Source organism: Roseateles koreensis (assembly GCF_028595305.1).
GTDB classification, from domain to species: domain Bacteria; phylum Pseudomonadota; class Gammaproteobacteria; order Burkholderiales; family Burkholderiaceae_C; genus Paucibacter_A; species Paucibacter_A koreensis.
In genome coordinates this window covers 263587-285179 of sequence record NZ_JAQQXS010000002.1, presented here as the reverse complement: position 1 = coordinate 285179, position 21593 = coordinate 263587, and the positions used below count along the sequence as shown (strand labels likewise).

Genomic DNA, 21593 nt, shown 5'->3' with positions numbered 1-21593 from the left:
ATGCGCAGTTTGCTTGCCGTTGTTCGCCTGCTGCGCCTGATCGGGCATTTGTTTTACGGTGTGGGGTTAATCCGCTGGCGCTTCGGCAGCCTCAGCCTGGCGCGGCGGCATGTGCTGATCAAGCGTTGGTCAGGCAAGATGCTGCGTATTCTTGGAGTTAGCCTCGAATCCAGCGGCACACCGCGCCCGGGTGCCAAATTGATCTTGGCCAATCATGTGTCGTGGTTGGACATCGCAGCCGTTCACGCCGTCATGCCGGAAGCCCGTTTTGTCTCCAAGGCCGACGTGCGCGATTGGCCGGTGGTGGGCCTGCTGGTCGACGGGGTGGGTACCTTGTTCATTGAGCGCACGAACAAGCGCGATGCCCTGCGCGTTGTTCACCAGATGGCCGATGCTTTGAAAGAGGGCGACACCGTGGCGGTGTTCCCGGAGGGCACGACCGGCCCGGGGCCGGAGTTGCTGCCTTTCCATGGCAATTTACTGCAGGCGGCCATTGCGACGGAGGCGCCCATTCAGCCGGTGGTCCTTCGTTGGTTTGAGCCTGGGCAGCGCTTCAGCACGACTGCGCAGTTCATCGGTACGACCTCCCTGATTCAGAGTTTGTGGGCGATTTTGAGGGCGCGTGGTTTGGGCGTTAGGGTCGACGTGTTGACGGCAATGGAAACTGCTCACGCAGACCGGAGAGCCCTGGCCGAGCACGTGCGCGAGGAAATTTCGCAGCGCATGGCGCAGCCCTGAAGTGAAGCGTTTGTGAAGTTAAAGTCAGCCCATGAATTCAAACGCCACCGCCCTTGTTCTCGCTTTCGAGGAAGAGTCCTCACTCGCTGGCGAACTGGCGCAGGCATTGGGCTTGCCGCTGAAGCTCATCGTTCGGCATCGATTCCCGGACGGCGAATTGCGCCTTGTGCTGCCGACACCGCTGCCGCCCACGGTCTTGCTCTTGCGAGGCCTGCAGCAGCCGAATGAAAAGCTGACCGAGTTGATGATCACCGCGCCTGCGGCCCGTGAGCTAGGGGCGCAGCGCCTGGTGCTCATCGCGCCTTATTTGGCCTATATGCGCCAAGACATGGCCTTCACGCCGGGCGAGGCGGTGAGCCAGCGCCATGTGTCGCGATTGCTGAGCCATTTGTTCGATCATGTGGTGACGGTTGATCCGCACCTGCACCGCATCAATCACCTCGACGAGGTCATGCCGCCTGGGGCGGGGGTGGCCCTGTCCGCCGCAGCCTTGCTGGGCTGCTGGGTGGCCGCCCGTGTACCGGGTGCCTTGTTGCTGGGGCCGGACGAAGAGTCGGCGCAATGGGTCCGTCAGGCCGCACAAGCCAGCGGATTGGACCACGCCGTAGGGCGCAAGGTCCGACATGGCGACCACCAGGTCAGCCTGGCCTTGCCCGACATCCCCGTGCACGGCCGCGCGGTTGTGCTGCTGGACGATATGGCGTCGACAGGGCGTACCTTGATCGGCGCCGCCCAAGGCCTGATGGCGCGGGGCGCTGCCACGGTGGACGTGGCCGTGACCCATGCCTTGTTCAATGGCACAGCGGTGGCCGATTTGCAGGCGGTGGGCGTTCGCCAGGTATGGAGCAGCAACACGGTGCCGCACCCCAGCAACAGCGTCTCCATCACGCCGCTGCTGGTTCAGGCGCTCAGCCCCCTGTTGGGTTGATCTTTTCTGTCAACCCGGGCCTGATTCCGTTCAGGCCTTGCCTTGGTTGGCAACTGCGGCCGCCGCCTTGGCTGCTGCTTCGGCGTCACCCAGGTAGTAGCTGCGAATCGGCTTCAGGTCGGCATCCAGCTCGTAGACCAAGGGAATGCCGTTAGGAATGTTCACGCCCACGATGGCGTCGTCGGCAATATTGTCCAAATATTTGACCAAGGCCCGGATGCTGTTGCCATGGGCGGCAATCACCACGCGCTTGCCCAGCTTGATGGCGGGTGCTACGGCGTCGTTCCAGAAGGGCATGACGCGGGCGACGGTGTCCTTCAGGCATTCGGTCAGCGGCACGTCCTCGGGATTCATCTTGGCGTAGCGCAGGTCGCCGCGCTCGCTGCGTGGGTCGGTCGGCTCCAGGGCTGGCGGCGGGGTGTCGTAGCTGCGGCGCCAGGTGAGTACCTGAGCGTCGCCGTACTGCTTGGCCATGTCTGCCTTGTTCAGGCCTTGCAGTGCCCCGTAATGGCGCTCATTCAGGCGCCAACTGTGCACAACGGGCAGCCAGGTGCGGTCCATCTGATCCAGGCAGTGCCACAGCGTCCAGACGGCGCGCTTGAGCATCGAGGTATAGGTGATGTCGAATTCGAAACCGGCTTCTTTGAGCAGGCGGCCCGCCTGCTTGGCTTGGTCGACGCCCGTGGGAGTCAGCTCGACGTCAGTCCAGCCCGTAAAGCGGTTTTCGAGGTTCCAGGTGGATTCGCCGTGGCGAATGAGCACGAGTTTGTACATGGAATAGGTTTCGGTTCGAGGCTGCCCCAACTGGGCCCGCCCATTCTATCGATGCTCGGAAAAGACCGTTGTTTTAGGCGTGTGCGTCGAGACTCGGCGTTAAAGAGCGGAGGCCTAATGGCGATAAGTAATGCACCTCCTCCGTGCACCGAAGGCGGATACGACCGCCTCTGGTGCATATGTTCTGTTGTTCAAAGGACGTTATATGAAGCGTATGAGTGTTTGGCGTTTGACCCCGATTGCCTTGGCCCTGCTGTGTGCCGCGGTGCAGGCGCAAGAATCCAGTGCCGGTTCTAGCGAATCGGCAATTTCATTGTCGGGTTTCGGCACCGTGGGTTTTGTTGGGACAGACACGGGCGAAGCTCAGTATGTGATCTCTGGCCAGCCCAATGGCGCCACCTCAGCGTGGAATGGCGGCGTGGACACCAAATTGGGTGTTCAGGCGAATGCAAAATTGAACAAGATGTTCTCGGGCACTGTGCAGGTACTGTCCAAGCAAAATGGCAACGGCAGCTTCCGTCCAGAGTTGGAGTGGGCCTTTGCCAAGGCGCAGTTCTCGCCGTCTCTGGCGGTGCGTGTTGGGCGCATGGGCGGGCCCTTCTTTGCTGTGTCTGATTTCCGTGATGTGGGCTACGCCAACACTTGGTTGCGCCCGCCGCAAGACGTGTACGGCCAGGTGCCGATCAGCCGATTCGATGGCGCCGACGTGAACTACCAGACCAGCCTGGGCTCGACCACGCTGAACGCGCAGCTCTATGGCGGCAAGTCGTCGGCGGTGTTTGAAGGCCTGGATGTCAAGATGGATGGCCTGATCGGCTTCAGCGCGTCGGCGGAGCTCGAAAGCGGCTTCACCTTCCGTCTGGGTCACGTGGAAGGCAAGCTGACGGTGGACAGCCCCGATATGGCGTTTTTGGTTGGCAAACTGCGCAGCGTGCCCATGGCCGCCGTGTCTAGTGTGGGTGACCAGTTGATCGCCGACAAAAAGAAGGCCAGCTTCACCGGATTTGGCGTCACCATGGATCGCGACAACATGCTGGCCATGTTCGAGTACACCATGCGCCGCACCGACTCCTTCGTGCCAGACACGGATGGCTGGTACCTGACGTTGGGCTATCGCTTCGGCAAGTTCACCCCATACGCCACGGTGTCTGAGCTCAAGCAAAAGGACAGCAACGTCAACAACACCATCCCCACGGGCGTGGCCGCTTCGCTGACCTATCTGAAGGGCGTCGTCGACGCGACACTCCAATCACAGAGCAATGCGCAGAAGACGCTGGCTGTGGGCCTGCGCTGGGACGCCTACCGCAATATCGCGGTGAAAACCCAGTACGAACGCATCAAGGCCGATGGCCCGGGCCTGTTCACTTCGCCTTCGACCTCGTTCACAACGGGGCAGAACAACGTCAACGTCTACAGCGTGGCTGTTGATTTCGTGTTCTAAGGCAGGAGCGAGTTAAAAAATGAAAACCAAGACGATTGTTCTCAGTATTGTTGCAATGATGGGCATGGCGCTGGGCGTTGCTGCTCAGGCCCAGGTGGCTGTGATTGTGGGCGCCAAGAGTGCTGTGGGTGCCATGACGGCCGACCAGGTGGCCAGCGTTTTTCTCGGAAAATCGAACACCCTGCCTAACGGCGCAACTGCTCAGGCTGCGGATCAGCCGGAAAGCGCGGCTGTGCGTGAGTTGTTCTACACCAAGGTGACCGGCAAGCAAGCCGCGCAGGTGAAGGCGGCTTGGTCGCGCCTGGTGTTCTCCGGCAAAGCCACGCCACCGAAGGAGTTGGGCAGCTCGGCTGAAGTCAAGAAATTCGTTGCATCCAACCCAGACGCCATTGGCTACATTGAAAAATCTGCGGTGGACGGCACGGTCAAGGCGGTTTTGACAGTCGACTGATTGGGTTGCCAGTGTCTTTAAGTGGCGCGCTGTCCGTTGGGGCGGCGCGCCCGTCATGGAGGCTTGAATGAATGTAAAGACCAGGATCTGGCTGTTGCCGGTTTTCGCAGCACTCATCTTTGCGGTCGGGATCGCCGTGGTGTGGGGCTTTTCGGCTCGAACGTCGTCGGCCATCACGGCCCTCGGCAAAGTGGATTACCCCTATGTGGATGCCACCAGCCAATTTGCGTCTCAGCTGGAGGCCTTGAGCGCGACGATTCAAAGCGCGGTGGCCGAAGGCGAGAAAAAGCGTTTGGACGAGGCCCGTGAGCGCGCCACCGGTATTCGAAAGTTACTCGACCAAATTGCAGGAATTGACGGTAAGGCGGAGACCGGCGCCAAGCTTAAAAAGGGGTTCGAGACCTATTTCTCGGCCTCTGTCGAAACGGCTGAATTGTTTCTGGGCATTAAGCAAGGTGACCAGGCTGGGGCCATTCCAAAAATGCAGGCGGCCTTGAAGGCATTGGACGAGGATGTGAAAGCGGCACGGGTCGAAGCCAATGACGGTTTTGCCAAGGGTTTGCAAAACGCCGAGGGTGGCGTTTCGGCGAGCTTGGTCGCTATTTTGATCAGCGGTCTGGTGGTGGTGCTGGCTTTGGGTGCTGGCTCTTTCATGGTGATCGGCAGTGTGTGGCGGCAATTGGGCGGCGAGCCTGAATATGCCCGCGACGTGATGCGTCAGATGGCTGACGGCGATCTGTCTCAAGCCATCGTGGTTGCGCCCGGCGCTGACGAAAGTCTGTTAGCGGCGGTGCGCGCGATGTCGCAAGGCTTGGCGGCCATCGTGACCAATGTGCGCCAAGGCACCGACTCGATGTCGGTGGCGTCGCGCGAGATCGCCGTGGGCAACCACGATTTGTCGGTGCGCACGGAAAAGCAGGCGACTTCGCTGGAGCAGACCTCGGGCAATATGCAGTCGTTGACCGACACCGTCCGGCAGAGCGCTGAGGCCGCCGCGCAGGCAAACCAATTGGCGGGCTCTGCCGCCGTGGTGGCGCGACGCGGTGGTGAGGTGGTGAACCAAGTGGTGGTCACCATGAACGAGATCAACGCCAGCTCCAACAAGATCAGCGACATCATCGGCGTGATCGACGGCATTGCGTTCCAGACCAACATCCTGGCCTTGAATGCTGCGGTTGAAGCCGCCCGCGCCGGCGAGCAAGGGCGTGGTTTTGCCGTGGTGGCTGCCGAGGTGCGCTCGTTGGCCCAGCGCTCAGCCGAAGCCGCCAAGGAAATCAAGAGCCTGATCGGCGCCAGCGTTGAGCGTGTGGAGTCCGGCAGCAGGCTGGTGCAAAACGCCGGTACGACCATGGACGAAATCGTTGCCAGCGTGCAGCGTGTGTCCGACATCATCGGTGAGGTGACGGCCGCATCGGGTGAGCAAAGCCAGGGCATCAGCCTGGTGAATCAGTCGATCGGTCAACTGGACCAGATGACGCAGCAGAACGCCGCCTTGGTCGAGGAGGCCGCTGCGGCGGCCAGCAGCCTGGAGCAACAGGCCAATGCCTTGCAGGCGGCGGTGGCGACCTTCAAGCTGTGAGCATGTTGGCGGAGAAGTTTTAAGACGCTTTTAGACGCGCACTCGACCTCAGCCCCCGCTGCCTTGGGGTGGCCTTCGGGCTGAATTCTTCGAGATCGCATGGGCCCGTTGCCATTGGCTGCGGGCCTTTTTCATATCGGGTGAATCCTGGGCCGCGATTTTCTATAATCGAACTCTTTTCTCAATCGGACGCATCTTTTGAACTTCTTGCTCGAAAACTGGATTTTGGTGCTGGCCGCGGTGACGTCCGGTGGTTTGCTCTTGTGGCCCACATTGACCCGGAGCGCCCAGGGCGCGACCTTGGGCACGGTGGAGGCGGTGCGCCTGATCAACCGCGAAAAGGCTGTGTTGATCGATGTGTGCGAGCCGGCTGAATTCGCCGCAGGGCATGTGGCGGGCTCGCGCAATATTCCGCTTGCCACATTGGAAGGCCACAAATCCCTGCCCAGTAACAAAGCCCTGCCACTGGTGGTGGTGTGCCAAAGCGGCGCGCGCGCCACTCGCGCAGCTGGCATGCTGCGCAAACTGGGCTATGAAAAGGCTCAGCCCTTGGCAGGCGGACTGGCCGCTTGGCGCGAAGCCAATTTGCCGATTGAAAAATCTGCCTGAGTTGTGAGTGATGTGCGGCGCCCTGGCGCGGGCTTGACCCGCCTGGGGCCCTGAATTTTTGAAGTGAATGAGACTCCCCATGGCCAGCGTGAAGATGTACACCACCCAAGTCTGCCCCTACTGCATCCGGGCCAAGGCTTTGCTCAAACAGCGCGGTGTGACCGACATTGAAGAGGTGCGGATCGACCTGGATCCTGCCGCTCGCGATGCCATGATGGCGCAAACAGGGCGACGCACCGTGCCGCAGATTTTCATCGGTGACACCCATGTCGGCGGTTGCGATGATCTGATGGCCCTGGACCAAAAGGGCGGGCTCGCGTCGTTGCTACAGGCGGCATAAGCGGCTTGGACCCTACGCCCGTGGCGCGTTGGGGTGACGGTTGAATTCTCAAGAGGGTGAAGACCCCGGCGAGTTCGTCATATTGGCTGGGCCATAATTGCGCCGCTGCCCGCAGCATCTGCATGCGGGCCTCTTTTTTTGGAAACCACCATGGCCGACGAGAACAACACCCCCGTATTCCAGATTCAGCGCATGTACCTGAAGGATTTGTCGCTGGAACAACCCCATGCGCCGCAAATCCTGTTGGAGCAAACCCAGCCTCAGGTTGACATCAACCTCGCCTTGTCCGCCGAACCGGTGGCTGAAGGCGTTTTTGAAGTCAGCGTGACGGCCACCGTCACCACCAAGGTGGGCGACAAGACCTTGTTCTTGATCGAAGCCAAGCAGGCGGGCATCTTCGAAATCCGCAACGTGCCGCAAGAGCAGGTTGAGGGCATTCTGGGTATCGTGTGCCCGCAGATGATCTACCCTTACCTGCGCGCCATCGTGTCGGACGTTTGCACCCGTGCAGGCTTCCCGCCGGTGATCTTGTCGGAAGTCAATTTCCAGGCCATGTTCGAAGCCCAGCAAGCACAGCGCGAAGCGGCTGCTGCACCGACCATCAACTGAGCTTGATTCGCGCCCCCGGGTGCGGTAGAACTCATGTCGCCCCATGCCGCCTCGTGCGCATGGGGCGATTGTCTTAGAACGCCAACGTTCTTAACTGCCATGAATTTTTACGCATGAAGATCAGTGTTTTAGGGGCGGGCGCCTGGGGTACGGCTTTGGCTGTGCAAGCCGCTGCCCGCCATGAGGTCGTGTTGTGGGCGCGCGATCCGGCGGCGGTGGCGGCCATGTGTGCGCAGCGCCGCAATGCCCATTATCTGCCGGACACCCAACTGCCAGACGCTTTGCAGATCGAGGGGGATCTGCAGCGCGCGGTGGCGCATGCGACCGAGGCCGATGCGCTGGGATTGATCATTGTGGCCACACCCATGGCAGCCTTGCGCGCTGTACTGGCGGGCCTGCCCGATGGGGCACGGGTGCTGTGGCTTTGCAAGGGCTTTGAAGCGGGTACCGGTTTGTTGGGCCACGAAATTGCGCGGGACGTGCAGCCCCGCTTGCGCGTGGGTATTTTGTCGGGCCCCAGTTTTGCGCAAGAGGTGGCTGCCGGCCAGCCCACTGCCTTGGTGGCTGCGAGCGACGACGCTGCGCTGGCGCAGGCGGCTGTTGAGGCCTTCCACAGCGAGCGTTTGCGTGTCTACACCGCCAATGATCCGGTAGGTGTTGAGGTCGGCGGAGCGGTCAAGAATGTGATGGCGATTGCCGTGGGTATCGCTGACGGCCTGCGGCTGCGCGCCGAGCGATTGGGTCAGAGTGGTGACGCGCCGGGCTTGAACGCCCGTGCCGCCCTGATCACCCGAGGTTTGGCTGAAATGTTGCGCTTGGGCTTGGCTCTGGGTGCCCGTGCCGAGACGTTCATGGGGCTGTCGGGCATGGGTGATCTGGTGCTGACGGCCACGGGCGACCTGTCAAGAAATCGGCGTGTCGGGTTGTTGCTCGCTGAGGGCTTGCCCCTTGCGCAAATCCTTCATGAGCTCGGCCACGTGGCCGAAGGCGTTTACAGTGCGCCCACGGTGCTGGCGCGTGCCCAGGCCAAGGGGGTGGACATGCCCATCACGGCGGCGGTGGTGGCAGTGCTGGAGGGGCGCCTGAGCCCGGCAGCAGCCGTCGATCTGCTGATGAGCCGGCAAGCGAGGTCAGAGAATTGAAGGCCTGCGATTTTAGGGGCGGGCTGATCAGACGCTGCCGGCGTAGCCGTTCTGCCGCCAGGCTTCAAACACCGCAACCGCTACGCTGTTGCTGAGATTCAAGCTGCGCTGCGTGGGCAGCATGGGCAGGCGCACCCGTTGATCGGGTGCAAATTGATCACGCACGGCGGGCGGCAAGCCCGCAGTTTCCGAACCAAACACCAGAAAATCTCCGGGCTGCCATGCCACATCAGCAAAGGGGCGACTGCCCTTGGTGGTGAAGGCGAAGAGCCGGCTCGGATCAGGGTGCACCGTGGCGAGAAATTGCGCCCAGTCCGCATGGCGGTGCACGGCGGTGTACTCGTGGTAGTCGAGGCCGGCGCGTTGCAGCAGGCGGTCTTCCATCGAGAAGCCCAGAGGCTCGATCAGATGTAAGGTGCACCCCGTGTTGGCGGCCAGGCGGATGACATTGCCGGTGTTGGGCGGAATTTCCGGGTGAACCAGAACAATGTGGAACATAGGTAAAGACTGCTAACGCTAGGGTTGATCGGTGCCTGGTTGCGGCGTTCGGGCCAGCACCCAGGCCTGAATATGGCTTGCGCCGGCTTGGCGCAGGACGCGGGCAATTTCAAACAAGGTTTCGCCGCTGGTCATTACATCGTCCAGCACGGCTACGCTGCGGCCCCGCAGGCTGGCGGCCCGCGCAGGCTCGAGGGCAAAAGCATGCCGCACATGCGCCGCCCTGGCCTTGACCTCGAGTTGTGCTTGCGGCGAGCCATGGCGCACGCGCAAAAGCAGCGAGGGTTCGCACTGTAGCGGGTACTGGCGCGCAAGTGCGGCGGCCAATTCGAGACTTTGGTTGTAGCCGCGTTCGCGCAGCCGCTCAGGCGCCAAGGGGACGGGCAGCAGCAGGTCGGGTATTTCGGGTCGGGCCACAGCCAACGCTTCAGCCAAGCGGTCACTCAGCGCCCGCCGCAACTCGAGCGCTTGATTGAATTTGTAGCGTTGCAGCAGGCCGTCCCAGGGAAAAGCGTAGTCCAGCGCCGCGATGCAGCGATCCAGCGGCGGTGGGGTGTGCAGGCATTGGCCGCAGCGCGGTTCAGGCTGCGCGGCTCGATCGCCTGGAATCCGTAAACCGCAGGTCCAGCAGCGTTGGGTGCTGGAGGCATAACGGTTGAGGCAACCGGTACAAACGGCCTGTGTAGCCCAGCTTCTGCAGACGGCGCACTGGCCGGGGCTCACGCGCAGCAGTCGTTGAGACGGTGCGGGCTTGTGAAGAGAGTGCAGTGCCGCGTGCATGGTCTCAATATACTGCCGGCCATGCAATCAAGCTCTTCTTCTGAAATCAGTGACAACACGCGACCGCAGGCGGTTGACGCGGTGGCCGTGGCCCGCCAAATGCGCCGACTGGCCCTGGCCGACGGGCCCCCTTGGCTGCATCAGGAGGTGGCTCGGCGCATGGCGGAGCGTTTGAGCATCATCAAGATGCAGCCCCAAAGCGTTTTGCAATGGTCGGCGTTTTTAGGTGGCGGTGGCGAAGCGCTGGCGCAGATTTACCCCCGGGCGCAACAGGTGTGCGTCGAGCCGGCGCCAGCGCTGCTGGCGCGCAGCCAAGCCGTGCACAAAACGCCCTGGTGGCAGCCCTGGGCAGCGGGCAGGGCGGCGCGTGTCGTTGCCCCTGACGAGGTGCCTGATGAGTCGTTTGAATTGTTGTGGGCCAATATGGCGCTGCATGCTTGTACTGACCTGCCACAAATCCTTCAGCAATGGCATAGGGGTTTGGCGCGGGATGGCTTTGTGATGTTTTCTTGCCTCGGCCCTGACAGTTTTTTGGAGCTGCGTCAGCTGTACCGCACGCAGGGCTGGGCGCGCCCGGGGCCGGATTGGTGGGACATGCACGACATTGGCGACTTGTTGGTGCAGGCCGGTTTTGCCGACCCTGTGATGGACCAAGAGCGCCTGACCCTGACATGGGCGGATCCGCAAACATTGTTGAAAGATCTGCGCGCAATGGGCGGAAACATCGCGCCCAGCCGCTTTTCAGGCTGCCGGGGGCGTTTTTGGCATCAGGCGCTACTGCGCACCTTGGAACAGTTGCGCGGCCCGGACGGGCGCTTGCGATTGACTCTGGAGATTGTTTACGGCCATGCGTTCAAGCCTGAACCCAAAATCAGAGTCAGCGCCGAAACGACGCTGAGCCTCGATCAGATGCGGGCCATGATTCAAAAAACAAGGTGAGGCAGTGTTTGCACCGTCCCGGCGTGTGTGAGCCGTAGGCTAAACTCCCGAGTTGATAGAAATATCGGCAATACATTTGAAAGTTTAGGACAGGGTCACGCCAGTGACTTTGAGCCAACTCAAGAAGAAGTCATTGGGGTAAGCAGTTCTTTCACGGATCGCATTTTTGAGCGGTTGGTGGGAAGCTGTGCGAACGGACAGGGCCAACAGCGTGTGGCCCTGCTTGTGCGAGTCAGCGGCGCGACATCCAACGGATGAATTGGAGACAAGAGTGACGACCATGAAGATGATGAACGCAGGTGTGCATCAAGCCGAGAAACGGCCCGGCAACCTGTCGACCTTCCGGCTGCAGCGCCTGGCGCAGTTGACACTCGCTGGCGGTGCCGCTTTGGGCGCTGAGGCGGCAAGGGCCGTGAACAGCCTGCCCGGTGGCCCCATAGTGAATGCTATCAACCTGCCACCGCCGGTCACGCGCATCGCTGCCGACCAGATGTGGCTGCACAATTTCATGTTGATCATCTGCCTGGTGATCTTTATCGCCGTCTTCGGCGTGATGTTCTATTCCATCTTCAAGCACCGTAAATCCAAGGGCGCGGTGTCTGCGCATTTCCACGAGAGCGTCAAGGTGGAAATCGCCTGGACCGTGGTGCCCTTCATCATCGTGATCTTGATGGCGCTGCCTGCGACCAAGGTGGTGGTGGCCATGAAAGACACCACCAATGCCGATCTGACCATCAAGGCCACCGGTTACCAGTGGAAGTGGGGCTATGACTACATCAAGGGCGAGGGCGAGGGCATTGGCTTCGTCTCCACACTTGACCCCGCTCAGCGTGAAATGTCCAACGCCGGCAAGCCGGCAGGCGATGACTATCTGTTGAAAGTGGACAACCCCCTGGTTGTGCCGGTTAACAAGAAGGTTCGCATCATCACGACCGCCAGCGACGTGATCCACGCCTGGATGGTGCCGGCTTTCGGCGTCAAGCAAGACGCGATCCCCGGCTTCGTGCGCGACACCTGGTTCAAGGCCGAGAAAACCGGCGACTTCTACGGTCAGTGCGCTGAGCTTTGTGGCAAAGAGCACGCCTACATGCCCATCCATGTGAAGGTGCTGTCGGCTGCTGACTACGCCGCCTGGGTGGATGGCAAGAAGAAAGAACTGGCGGCCAAGGCCGATGATCCAAGCAAGGTCTGGGATCAGGCCGCGCTGGTGGCGCGTGGCGAGAAAGTCTATGCCGCGAACTGCGCTGTCTGCCATCGCCCTGACGGCAAAGGCGCCGGCCCGGTCAAGCCCCTGGATGGCTCGCCGGTGGTGCTGAATGACGACAAACTCAAGCAAGTGGCTGTGGTGCTGAATGGCCAAAATGGCGTGATGCCCTCCTGGAAGCAGTTGTCCGACACCGAAATCGCTGCCGTGGTGACCTTCACCAAGAACAACTGGTCCAACAAGACCGGCCAAGTGGTGCAACCCGCCGAAGTTGTGGCGGCCCGGAAGTAAACACAGACAAGAATTTGGCGGAACAGCCCTCGCCGATCAGCGCGAGCGCTGTTCCCCGACGGACCATGCTGGAAATCTAGCAAAGGAAAAATGATGAGTGCAGTGCTCGACAACCACGGCCACGCCGGTCACGGTGCGCATGACCATGACCACCATGACCACCATGACCACCACGCGCCGAGTGGCTGGCGTCGGTGGGTCTACGCGACCAATCACAAAGACATCGGCACCCTGTATCTGCTGTTCGCCTTCACGATGTTGATGATCGGCGGCGTGCTGGCGCTGTGTATCCGTGCGGAGTTGTTCCAGCCCGGTTTGCAGTTCTTCAACCCTGAACTGTTCAACCAGTTCACCACCATGCACGGCCTGATCATGGTGTTCGGCGCCATCATGCCGGCCTTCGTGGGCTTTGCGAACTGGATGATTCCGCTGCAGATCGGTGCATCGGACATGGCTTTTGCCCGCATGAACAACTTCAGCTTCTGGCTGATGATTCCTGCCGCCATCATGCTGGTGGCGTCCTTCTTCATGCCTGGCGGCGCCCCCGCCGCAGGCTGGACGCTGTACGCGCCGCTGACCCTGCAGATGGGCCCATCGATGGATGCTGGCATCTTTGCCATGCACATCCTGGGCGCGTCCAGCATCATGGGCTCGATCAACATCATCGTGACCATCCTGAACATGCGCGCACCCGGCATGACGCTGATGAAGATGCCCATGTTCGCCTGGACTTGGCTCATCACGGCTTACCTGCTGATCGCCGTGATGCCCGTGCTGGCCGGCGCCATCACCATGACGCTGACGGATCGCCACTTTGGCACCAGCTTCTTCAGCCCCGCAGGCGGCGGCGACCCGGTGATGTATCAGCACATCTTCTGGTTCTTCGGTCACCCTGAGGTGTACATCATGATCTTGCCGGCCTTCGGCATCATCAGCCAGATCGTGCCCACTTTCGCCCGCAAGCGTTTGTTCGGCTATGCCTCCATGGTGTACGCCACGGCATCGATTGCTATTCTGTCCTTCATCGTGTGGGCGCACCACATGTTTGCCACCGGCATGCCGGTGACGGGCCAGTTGTTCTTCATGTACGCCACCATGCTGATTGCGGTGCCGACCGGCGTGAAGATCTTCAACTGGCTGGCTACGATGTGGCGGGGCTCCATGACCTTCGAAGTGCCCATGCTGTGGGCCGTGGGCTTCATCTTCGTGTTCACCATGGGTGGCTTCACGGGCTTGGTTTGCGCCATGGCGCCCATCGACATCCAAATCCAAGACACCTACTACGTGGTGGCGCACTTCCACTATGTGCTGGTGGCCGGTTCGCTGTTCGCGCTGTTTGCTGGCGTGTACTTCTGGGGCCCGAAGTGGACTGGCGTGATGTTCAACGCCACACGCGGCAAGATCCATTTTTGGAGCTCGCTGATCTCCTTCAATGTGACCTTCTTCCCGATGCACTTCTTGGGTCTGGCCGGCATGCCGCGCCGCTACGCCGACTATCCCATCCAGTTCGCTGACTTCAACATGATCGCGTCCATCGGCGCCTTCTGGTTCGGCTTCACGCAGGTCTACTTCTTCTTGTTCGTCGTCATCCCGATGATGCGCGGCAAGGGTGAAAAAGCGCCTCAACAACCCTGGGAGGGCGCTGAGGGCCTGGAGTGGGAAGTGCCTTCACCCGCACCGTTCCACACCTTTGAAGAGCCGCCTAAGCTGAATGCCAGCGCAACCAAGGTGATTGGCTAATCCCATGGCAATGACCCCTGAGCAGCGCAAGAGCAACAAGCGTTTGGCGTTGATTCTGTTCAGCGTGGCGGCGGTGTTCTTCGTCGGCTTCATGACCAAGATTGCCGTCCTCGGTTTTTGAAGCGAAAACCCGGCGCGGATCAGGCCTCTCCTCATGACAAACAAGACGTGGTCACTCGCCGGCGCCCTGCGCAGGGACAACCTGCATTTGGTGGCCAAGCTCTTGGTGGTCACGGCGTTGATGTTCGGTTTCGGCTACGCCTTGGTGCCCTTGTACAGGGCGGTTTGCACGGCGCTGGGCATCAACGTGCTGTCGTTGTCAGAGCGTCAGCATGCGGTCAAGGCCGAAGACCTCAAGAACAGCCAAGTTGACCTCAACCGCTCCATTTCGGTGGAGTTCGATGCCAACGCAAGGGGCCCCTGGGAGTTCAAGCCCGCGGTGTCGCATCTTGATGTGCACCCTGGTGAAATCGTCACGGTCATGTACGAGTTTCAAAACGTGCAGAACCGGGTGATGTCGGCCCAGGCAATTCCGAGTTATGCACCCAAGCAAGCCACTGCGCACTTCAACAAGCTGGAGTGCTTCTGTTTCAACGAATACACCCTTCAACCGGGTGAAAAGAAGCAGTGGCCGGTGGTGTTTGTGATCGACGACAAATTGCCGAAAGATGTGAAGACCATTACTTTGTCCTACACCTTCTTTGAGGTGGTGGGCAAGGACAAACGGCAAGGCCCCGCCACGCCGGCGGCGCCCACTGCGGCTGTGCAACAGACGGGTAGGGTGCAGTTGTGAGCGAGCATATGGAGGATGATTTAAAGGCCGCTGCGGCACGACCTTTGTCGTTTTTGCAGACGATGCGGGCGGTGGCATGGTCCTTTTTTGGTGTCCGTCGGGGCGCCGAGTATGAAAAAGATGTGGCCCGACTCAACCCCGTGCATGTGATCATCGGGGGAGTGATCGGGGCAGCCTTGTTTGTGCTGGTTCTGGTGTTGCTGGTTCAATGGGTAATCGGCAGCGGCGTGGCCAGCGCTACAAATTGAATTTCAAGCGGAATCTGGACTGAAGAACTCTAGTTCAAGGAGACAAGAAATGTCGGCAGCGACTTCCACGGGCAAAACCCCTTATTACTTCGTTCCGGGGCCTTCCAGGCATCCGGTGATGGCGGCCATTGGCCTGTTCTTCGTGATGCTCGGCGCAGGCCAATGGATCAATGATCACGACTGGGGCAAGTACTCCCTGATCTTTGGTCTGCTGTGGTTCTTCATGGTGCTCAAGCAGTGGTTTGGCGAAGCCATTCGCGAGAGCGAAGGCGGGCAGTACAGCAACCGTATCGATGCATCCTTCCGTTGGAGCATGGGCTGGTTCATCTTCTCGGAGGTGATGTTCTTCGCGGCCTTCTTCGGCGCCCTGTATTGGGCCCGCGTGCATTCACTGCCCAATCTGGGCAGCATGGAGAACAGCCTGCTGTGGCCCGATTTCAAGGCCATCTGGCCCAGCACGGCCGCAGGCTTCACGGCCTCGCCTGCAGGTACAGTCGAGCCCTTTGCGACCATGGGACCCTGGCCGCTGCCGACGATCAACACTGCTTTACTGTTGACCTCCGGCGTGACCTTGACGGTGGCGCACCATGCCTTGATCGCCGGCAACCGTGGCAAGACCATCGCCTTCATGTGGCTGACCGTGCTGCTGGGGGTGACTTTCCTTTGCGTGCAAGGCTATGAGTACCACCATGCTTATTCCGAGTTGAACCTCAAGCTCAGCTCAGGCATCTACGGCTCTACGTTTTTCATGCTCACCGGTTTTCACGGCTTCCACGTGTTTGTGGGTATGTTGATGCTGCTGTTCATCACCTTGCGCCTGCAAAAAGGGCACTTCACGAAAGAGCGCCATTTCGGCTTCGAAGGCGCGGCCTGGTATTGGCACTTTGTGGACGTGGTGTGGCTGGGCCTTTACATGATCGTCTACTGGATGTGAGCGTTGGGCTTGACGGGCCTGGGTGAACAGCGCTTCACGCAGCCCCTGAAATAAAAGCGCCGCATCACGCGGCGCTTTTTTCATGATGAGCGTGAATGTGAGAACAAACTGAGCGCCAATGTTCAGTGCAGCGGTAGGCCGGTCGGCTGGATCCACCCCATCAAATAGCTCAGCAAAATGAACAAGAACAAGGCAATTGACAGCCCCACCCGCAAGGCCAGGGCGCGAGCCATCTGGGCGTTGCGCTGGCCGCTTTCAGCCTTGGCGCTGCCATTTTTCAGCATGAAGAAGCCCGCCGCGCCGAGCGCGCCGAAGATGCCGATGAATGCAAGCAGGATGACGATTTTCATGGCTGGCGATTATGCGCCGTGCGCTTCGTCATGACCTTGCGTGGGCGTTCTTGGCTGCTGCTATTTCTGTCGATCGTCGGGGTATCGCTGACCGCTCGTTTGGGCGTTTGGCAACTGGACCGTGCCGCGCAGAAGGTGGCTCTGCAGCAGGCGGTTGAGCGACAGGGGGAACTGCCTCCGCTGGAGGGCACCGCTTTGTCGACAGAGAGTTTGGCGAGCAGTGCCGCCGGTCAGGCTCAGCTTCATCGGCGGGTGCGGTTGATGGGCCGTTGGTTGCCCGACAAGACCGTGTTTCTTGACAATCGCCCGATGCAGGGCCGCGCGGGATTTTTCGTGGTGACGCCCTTGCTGCTGGAGGGGCGCCCGGAGGCGATTCTCGTCCAGCGGGCTTGGGTGCCTCGCAATATGGCGGACCGCAGCGCCTTGCCGGCCCTGCCGACGGTGGCCGGCGTGGTGACGGTGGAAGGGCGCTTGGCGGCGTCGCCGTCGCGCCTGTACGAGTTCAGTCCGGCGCACAGTGGTGTGATCCGGCAAAATCTGGAGGCTGCGGCATATGCGCAGGAAATCAAGCAAGGCCTGCTGCCTTTGACTGTGATTCAAACCGGCGGTGCGCCGGCTGACGACTTGCTGCGCGACTGGCCAGCGCCCGATCTGGGGCTGCAAAAGCATTACGGTTACGCATTTCAATGGTTTGCGCTGTCTGCGCTGATTCTGGGTCTCTATGTCTGGTTCCAATTTCTCCGTCCCGCCCGCCGAGCCGCTTAATCTCAGCGTTCACAGTCTTCCCGATCCCCGTCAAATGGCGGCGCTTCAGCGCACTCGGGGTGGGCGCTTGCGCATGCTGCTGGTGATGGCCGTCTGTGCGGCCCCGGTGATTGCCTCGTACTTCACCTTTTATGTCTTGAAGCCCTCGGGCCGCGCCTACGGTGAGTTGATCGTGCCAACGGTGGACCTGCCTGGCGAGCTGACCCTGCATGACCTGAGCGGCCATGCCGTTGAATCTGCAAGTTTGAAGGGGCAGTGGCTGCTGACCCTGGTCCAGAGTTCGGCGTGCGACGAGGCCTGTGAACGCCTGCTGTTCATGCAGCGCCAGTTGCGTGAAATGCTGGGTAAAGAGCGCGACAAGGTGGACAAGGTCTTGCTGATTCCCGACGATGCGCCGCTGCGCCCGGCGCTTCAACAGGCCTTGACCACGGGCATTCCGGTCACGATTTTGCGGGCACCGGCGGCGCAATTACAGGCGTTCTTGCAGCCTGCTGCGGGCCACGCGTTGAGCGACCACCTGTTTTTGATTGACCCGATGGGTCGCTGGATGTGGCGCTCGCCCGCGCACCCCGACCCTGTGCAAGTGAAAAACGATTTGAATCGTTTACTCAAAGCCAATGCGGGCTGGGACAAGCCGGGACGCTGAGCGATGACGATGGATTGGAGTGCCTTGGCCCAGTTGGCCGGATTGGGCGCCTTGCTGGCGGCGGGGCCGCTACTGGGTTTGCGTTTGCGTTCCAAGGCGGCCAGCCCGGCGGCGCGCTTGCGGGCGCTGACGGTCATGATTTTGTTCCTGACCTTTGACCTGATTATTTTTGGGGCCTTTACCCGGCTCACGGACTCAGGTTTGGGCTGCCCGGACTGGCCGGGCTGCTACGGGCAGGCCTCTCCGGTGGGGGCGCATCACGACATCGCCGCAGCCCAGGCGGCCATGCCCACAGGCCCGGTGACCCACGGCAAAGCTTGGGTCGAAATGATTCACCGCTATCTCGCCAGCAGCGTGGGCGTGCTGATTTTGGTGCTGTGCGTGCTGAGTTGGATTCACGCCCGCAAGGCCCAAGATGGCGGCGTGCGTGTTTCCCCCTGGTGGGCGACCGTAACCTTGGCGTGGGTGTGCATGCAGGGGGCGTTTGGTGCGTTGACAGTCACCATGAAGTTGTTCCCAGCCATCGTGACGCTCCACCTCCTGGGTGGCATGGGCCTGCTGATGTTGTTGGCCTGGGCTGCCCAGGGCTATGCGCCGCGTCCCTTGAGCTTGAAACCCGGTTTGCGGCTTGCGGCAATTTTGTTGTATGGCCTGCTGCTTTTGCAGGTGAGCTTGGGCGCCTGGGTCAGCACCAATTACGCGGTGCTGGCGTGCTCAGACTTTCCGGCATGCCAGGCCGGGCAGTGGTGGCCGGACATGGACTTCACCCACGGTTTTGCGATCTGGCGTGAATTGGGGGTCGGGGCGGACGGCGGCTGGTTGCCGTTCGAGGCGTTGACCGCCATCCACATGGTCCACCGCGTGGGCGCCTTGCTGGTGTTTGGGGTGCTGGGCGGCTTTGTCTGGCGGCTTTGGGCCAGCGGGCAGGCGATGGCGCGGGTTTGGGCGCAGCGTCTGGCCTGGGCGGCGGCCTGGCAATTGGTCAGCGGTTTGTCGAATGTGGTGCTGGACTGGCCATTGCTCGCGGCGCTGGCGCACACGGGGGGCGCCGCCATGCTCTTGCTTTTGATGAGTTTTCTGTTGGCGCAACTTCGGCAAAGTCGCGCCAGGCCCGAAAATACTGTTTCTTCCTGATTTCTATGGCATCCAACTCTTCCATGTCCGCTGTCGCACCGCCCAGTTCGCGTTGGCAGCAGTACTACCAACTCACCAAACCGCGGGTGGTGCAGCTGATCGTGTTTTGCGCGGTCATCGGTATGGCGCTGGCCATCCCTGGCCTGCCATCGGCGCAGGAGTGGCGTGCCATTGCCGCCGCCACGGCAGGCATTTGGCTGGTGGCCGGCGCCGCTGCGGCTTTCAATTGCTTGATTGAGCAGCAGATCGACGCCAAGATGAAGCGCACGGCCTGGCGCGCCACGGCCAAAGGCCAGTTGAGCCGCCTGCAGACGCTGTCGTTCTCCGCCGTGCTGTGTGCTTCAGGCATGGCCTTGCTGTGGGTCTGGGTCAATCCGTTGACCATGTGGCTGACGTTTGCCACGTTCATTGGCTACGCGGTGATCTATACCGTGATTCTGAAGCCCATGACGCCGCAGAACATCGTCATTGGCGGGGCCTCCGGTGCCATGCCGCCCGTGCTGGGTTGGGCGGCAATCCGGGGCGATGTTGGACCTGAAGCCCTGCTGCTTTGTCTGATCATCTTTCTCTGGACGCCCCCTCATTTTTGGGCCCTGGCCTTGTACCGCACGGAGGACTACCGCAAGGCAGGCTTGCCCATGTTGCCCGTGACACACGGTGCCGAGTACACCCGCTTGCAGGTGTTTTTGTACACCTGGATCTTGCTGGCGGCTACCTTGTTGCCCTTCTTGACGGGTATGAGCGGCTGGGTCTATCTGGTCAGCGCGGTGGTTTTGGGCTTGGGCTTTTGCTTGTACGCCTGGAAGCTGTGGCGGGACTATTCTGACGAGTTGGCGCGTGCCACCTTCCGCTTTTCTATCCTGCATCTGTCATTGCTGTTTGCGGCTTTGCTGCTGGACCATTACCTGCTCCCTTGGATGCGCTGACATGAAATTTCGAAAACTGCTCCCGGTCTTGTGTTTGAGCTTGCCTTTGGCCGTGGGGCTGGCGGGCTGTGATGGCAAGGGTTGGGGGGGCGCCGCACCCAGCACCTTCAAGGGTGTGGATCTTACGGGCGCTAACTACGCGCGGACCCTGCAACTCAGCGACCCAGACGGCCGAACTCGTTCTTTGGCGGAGTTCAAAGGCAAGGTGGTCGTCGTCTTCTTTGGGTACACGCAATGCCCGGATGTCTGCCCCACGACCTTGGCCGAATTGGCTGAGGTCAAGCGCTCCCTGGGCGCCGACGGCGAGCGGGTGCAAGGCGTGTTTGTCTCCGTCGATCCCGAGCGGGACACCGCGCCGTTGCTGAAGGCCTATATGGCCAGCTTTGACCCCAGCTTTGTCGCTCTGCGTGGCAGCGAAGATCAAACCCGTGCCGCGGCCAAGGAGTTCAAGGTGTTCTACGCCAAGGTGCCCGGCAAAACACCAGAGACCTACACCATGGACCACACCGCTGCCAGCTTCATTTTCGACACGCAGGGGCGCGTGCGGGTGTTCTCACGCTATGGTGTCGGCGCACAGGCCTTGGCGGACGATATCAAGGCCTTGTTGGCTGAGAAATAGGACGGGTAGTCGCAGCCGCCCCCAACAAAAAACGCCCCGGGGTTGCCGGGGCGTTTTTTTAGGCAGTGCAGCCGAGGCGATTTACGCCGGTGCCAGCGTCTTGCGCATTTTCTTCATGGCGGCCGCCTCGATCTGCCGAATCCGCTCGGCGCTGACGCCGTACTCGGCCGCCAGTTCGTGCAAGGTCATGCCGCCCGAGGCGTCGTCGTTGACCTTCAACCAGCGCTCTTCCACGATGCGGCGGCTGCGTGCGTCCAGCGCTTCCAGCGCGCGGGAGATGCCGTCGCCGGCCAGGGCATCACGGGCTTGTGCTTCCAGCACGCGGGTAGGCTCCTGGGTTTCATCGGCGAGATAGGCGATGGGCGAAAAGCTCTCGCCGTCATCATCCGTTTGCGGCTCCAGCGCGACGTCGCCGCCGGACATGCGTGTTTCCATTTCAAGCACTTCTTCGCGCTTGACATTCAACTCGCGCGCCACGTGCGCCAACTGGGCCTCGGTGAGGCTCATGCGGTGCGTCAACTCGTCGCTTTGCGCTTCTTTCAGGCTGTGCTTCATCGAGCGCAGATTGAAAAACAGCTTGCGTTGCGCCTTGGTGGTGGCGACCTTGACCATGCGCCAGTTGCGCAACACATATTCGTGAATTTCGGCCTTGATCCAGTGCATGGCGTAGCTCACCAAGCGCACCCCTTGATCCGGGTCGTAGCGCTTGACGGCCTTCATCAGGCCGACATTGCCTTCCTGGATCAGGTCGCCCTGGGGCAGTCCGTAGCCCAGGTATTGGCGTGAGATGGACACGACCAAACGCAGGTGCGACAGCACCAAGCGGCCAGCGGCCTCCAGATCGCCGCTGTCGCGCAGTCGGCGCGCCGCCGAGCTTTCTTCCTCAGGGGTGAGGAGGGGCAGGCGATTGACGGCCGAAATATAAGCATCCAAGTTGCCCAGGGACGGCACCAGCGACCAGGGGTCCCGGACGGTCAGAGCAGCAGCAGGGGTCAACGTCGTCATCTTTACTTCCTTCACAGTTCAGGCCCGCAAAGGGCCTGATGAGAAAGATATTAGCACTCTCCGCTCGGGAGTGCCAAGAGCGAAAAAGTAGCCCTTTTGTGTTGAATTTG

26 protein-coding genes are annotated in these 21593 nt (G+C 60.9%); 21 read left to right on the top strand and 5 right to left on the bottom strand.

Going from position 1 to position 21593, the window contains the following annotated elements:
* Positions 1 to 738: a lysophospholipid acyltransferase family protein gene (locus PRZ01_RS03080; RefSeq protein WP_273595286.1), complete on the top strand. Its 738-nt coding sequence runs from the start codon at positions 1 to 3 to the stop codon at positions 736 to 738.
* Positions 739 to 769: 31 nt separating this feature from the next.
* Entirely contained in the window at positions 770 to 1666 is an 897-nt protein-coding gene (locus PRZ01_RS03075; RefSeq protein WP_273595285.1) for a ribose-phosphate diphosphokinase, read from the top strand.
* A gap of 30 nt (positions 1667 to 1696) precedes the next feature.
* Here the strand turns inward: PRZ01_RS03075 and gpmA are convergent, their stop codons facing one another.
* Positions 1697 to 2440: a 2,3-diphosphoglycerate-dependent phosphoglycerate mutase gene (gpmA, locus tag PRZ01_RS03070; RefSeq protein WP_273595284.1), complete on the bottom strand. Its 744-nt coding sequence runs from the start codon at positions 2438 to 2440 to the stop codon at positions 1697 to 1699.
* A gap of 214 nt (positions 2441 to 2654) precedes the next feature.
* On the opposite strand from gpmA, the gene PRZ01_RS03065 reads away from it, so the two are divergent.
* From PRZ01_RS03065 to PRZ01_RS03035, 7 genes are all read left to right on the top strand, one after another.
* Positions 2655 to 3881 (top strand): hypothetical protein, encoded by a 1227-nt coding sequence (locus tag PRZ01_RS03065; RefSeq protein WP_273595283.1) that lies wholly within the window; start codon positions 2655 to 2657, stop codon positions 3879 to 3881.
* A 19-nt stretch (positions 3882 to 3900) separates the two neighbouring features.
* Positions 3901 to 4332: a type 2 periplasmic-binding domain-containing protein gene (locus PRZ01_RS03060; protein ID WP_273595282.1), complete on the top strand. Its 432-nt coding sequence runs from the start codon at positions 3901 to 3903 to the stop codon at positions 4330 to 4332.
* Positions 4333 to 4399: 67 nt separating this feature from the next.
* A complete protein-coding gene (locus tag PRZ01_RS03055; protein ID WP_273595281.1) occupies positions 4400 to 5911 on the top strand; it encodes a methyl-accepting chemotaxis protein in 1512 nt (503 codons plus the stop codon).
* Between the two features lie 198 nt (positions 5912 to 6109).
* Positions 6110 to 6520: a rhodanese-like domain-containing protein gene (locus tag PRZ01_RS03050; protein ID WP_273595280.1), complete on the top strand. Its 411-nt coding sequence runs from the start codon at positions 6110 to 6112 to the stop codon at positions 6518 to 6520.
* A 79-nt stretch (positions 6521 to 6599) separates the two neighbouring features.
* Positions 6600 to 6860: a glutaredoxin 3 gene (grxC, locus tag PRZ01_RS03045; RefSeq protein WP_273595279.1), complete on the top strand. Its 261-nt coding sequence runs from the start codon at positions 6600 to 6602 to the stop codon at positions 6858 to 6860.
* A gap of 150 nt (positions 6861 to 7010) precedes the next feature.
* The gene (gene secB / locus PRZ01_RS03040) at positions 7011 to 7469 is read left to right on the top strand and encodes a protein-export chaperone SecB (RefSeq protein WP_273595278.1); all 459 of its coding nucleotides are present in this window, start codon (positions 7011 to 7013) and stop codon (positions 7467 to 7469) included.
* 113 nt (positions 7470 to 7582) lie between these two features.
* Positions 7583 to 8611 (top strand): NAD(P)H-dependent glycerol-3-phosphate dehydrogenase, encoded by a 1029-nt coding sequence (locus tag PRZ01_RS03035; RefSeq protein WP_273595277.1) that lies wholly within the window; start codon positions 7583 to 7585, stop codon positions 8609 to 8611.
* A 27-nt stretch (positions 8612 to 8638) separates the two neighbouring features.
* Here PRZ01_RS03035 and trmL read toward each other — a convergent pair whose 3' ends face one another.
* A complete protein-coding gene (gene trmL / locus PRZ01_RS03030; RefSeq protein WP_273595276.1) occupies positions 8639 to 9109 on the bottom strand; it encodes a tRNA (uridine(34)/cytosine(34)/5-carboxymethylaminomethyluridine(34)-2'-O)-methyltransferase TrmL in 471 nt (156 codons plus the stop codon).
* Positions 9110 to 9127: 18 nt separating this feature from the next.
* Positions 9128 to 9832, bottom strand: coding sequence for a ComF family protein (locus PRZ01_RS03025; protein ID WP_273595275.1), 705 nt, complete (start codon positions 9830 to 9832; stop codon positions 9128 to 9130).
* Between the two features lie 78 nt (positions 9833 to 9910).
* Here PRZ01_RS03025 and PRZ01_RS03020 point away from each other — a divergent pair, with 78 nt between their 5' ends.
* From PRZ01_RS03020 to PRZ01_RS02990, 7 genes are all read left to right on the top strand, one after another.
* Positions 9911 to 10828: a methyltransferase domain-containing protein gene (locus PRZ01_RS03020; RefSeq protein WP_273595274.1), complete on the top strand. Its 918-nt coding sequence runs from the start codon at positions 9911 to 9913 to the stop codon at positions 10826 to 10828.
* Between the two features lie 271 nt (positions 10829 to 11099).
* A complete protein-coding gene (coxB, locus tag PRZ01_RS03015) occupies positions 11100 to 12323 on the top strand; it encodes a cytochrome c oxidase subunit II (RefSeq protein ID WP_409993795.1) in 1224 nt (407 codons plus the stop codon).
* 93 nt (positions 12324 to 12416) lie between these two features.
* Positions 12417 to 14063, top strand: a complete 1647-nt coding sequence (ctaD, locus tag PRZ01_RS03010; RefSeq protein ID WP_273595272.1) for a cytochrome c oxidase subunit I — start codon at positions 12417 to 12419, stop codon at positions 14061 to 14063.
* Positions 14064 to 14073: 10 nt separating this feature from the next.
* Complete coding sequence (locus PRZ01_RS03005; protein WP_273595375.1) at positions 14074 to 14184, top strand: cytochrome oxidase small assembly protein; 111 nt, start codon at positions 14074 to 14076, stop codon at positions 14182 to 14184.
* 33 nt (positions 14185 to 14217) lie between these two features.
* Positions 14218 to 14856 (top strand): cytochrome c oxidase assembly protein, encoded by a 639-nt coding sequence (locus PRZ01_RS03000; protein WP_273595271.1) that lies wholly within the window; start codon positions 14218 to 14220, stop codon positions 14854 to 14856.
* An 8-nt stretch (positions 14857 to 14864) separates the two neighbouring features.
* Positions 14865 to 15104 carry a DUF2970 domain-containing protein gene (locus PRZ01_RS02995; RefSeq protein ID WP_273595270.1) on the top strand — a complete coding sequence of 80 codons (240 nt, stop codon included), beginning with the start codon at positions 14865 to 14867 and terminating at the stop codon, positions 15102 to 15104.
* A gap of 49 nt (positions 15105 to 15153) precedes the next feature.
* On the top strand, positions 15154 to 16038 hold the full coding sequence (locus PRZ01_RS02990; RefSeq protein ID WP_273595269.1) for a cytochrome c oxidase subunit 3: 885 nt from the start codon (positions 15154 to 15156) through the stop codon (positions 16036 to 16038).
* 122 nt (positions 16039 to 16160) lie between these two features.
* Here PRZ01_RS02990 and PRZ01_RS02985 read toward each other — a convergent pair whose 3' ends face one another.
* Entirely contained in the window at positions 16161 to 16388 is a 228-nt protein-coding gene (locus tag PRZ01_RS02985; protein WP_273595268.1) for a DUF2909 domain-containing protein, read from the bottom strand.
* Between the two features lie 18 nt (positions 16389 to 16406).
* Here PRZ01_RS02985 and PRZ01_RS02980 point away from each other — a divergent pair, with 18 nt between their 5' ends.
* Genes PRZ01_RS02980 through PRZ01_RS02960 form a run of 5 tightly spaced genes read left to right on the top strand, consistent with a single transcriptional unit; the run spans position 16407 to position 20478 of the window.
* A complete protein-coding gene (locus PRZ01_RS02980) occupies positions 16407 to 17153 on the top strand; it encodes an SURF1 family protein (protein ID WP_273595267.1) in 747 nt (248 codons plus the stop codon).
* Positions 17110 to 17799, top strand: a complete 690-nt coding sequence (locus PRZ01_RS02975; protein ID WP_273595266.1) for an SCO family protein — start codon at positions 17110 to 17112, stop codon at positions 17797 to 17799. The genes PRZ01_RS02980 and PRZ01_RS02975 overlap by 44 nt, the downstream gene beginning before the upstream one ends.
* 3 nt (positions 17800 to 17802) lie before the next feature.
* Positions 17803 to 18933, top strand: coding sequence for a COX15/CtaA family protein (locus PRZ01_RS02970; RefSeq protein WP_273595265.1), 1131 nt, complete (start codon positions 17803 to 17805; stop codon positions 18931 to 18933).
* Between the two features lie 5 nt (positions 18934 to 18938).
* Complete coding sequence (gene cyoE, locus PRZ01_RS02965; RefSeq protein WP_273595264.1) at positions 18939 to 19859, top strand: heme o synthase; 921 nt, start codon at positions 18939 to 18941, stop codon at positions 19857 to 19859.
* Position 19860: 1 nt separating this feature from the next.
* Entirely contained in the window at positions 19861 to 20478 is a 618-nt protein-coding gene (locus PRZ01_RS02960; protein ID WP_273595263.1) for an SCO family protein, read from the top strand.
* Between the two features lie 81 nt (positions 20479 to 20559).
* Here PRZ01_RS02960 and rpoH read toward each other — a convergent pair whose 3' ends face one another.
* Complete coding sequence (gene rpoH, locus PRZ01_RS02955) at positions 20560 to 21483, bottom strand: RNA polymerase sigma factor RpoH (protein ID WP_273595262.1); 924 nt, start codon at positions 21481 to 21483, stop codon at positions 20560 to 20562.
* Positions 21484 to 21593: the final 110 nt, after the last annotated feature.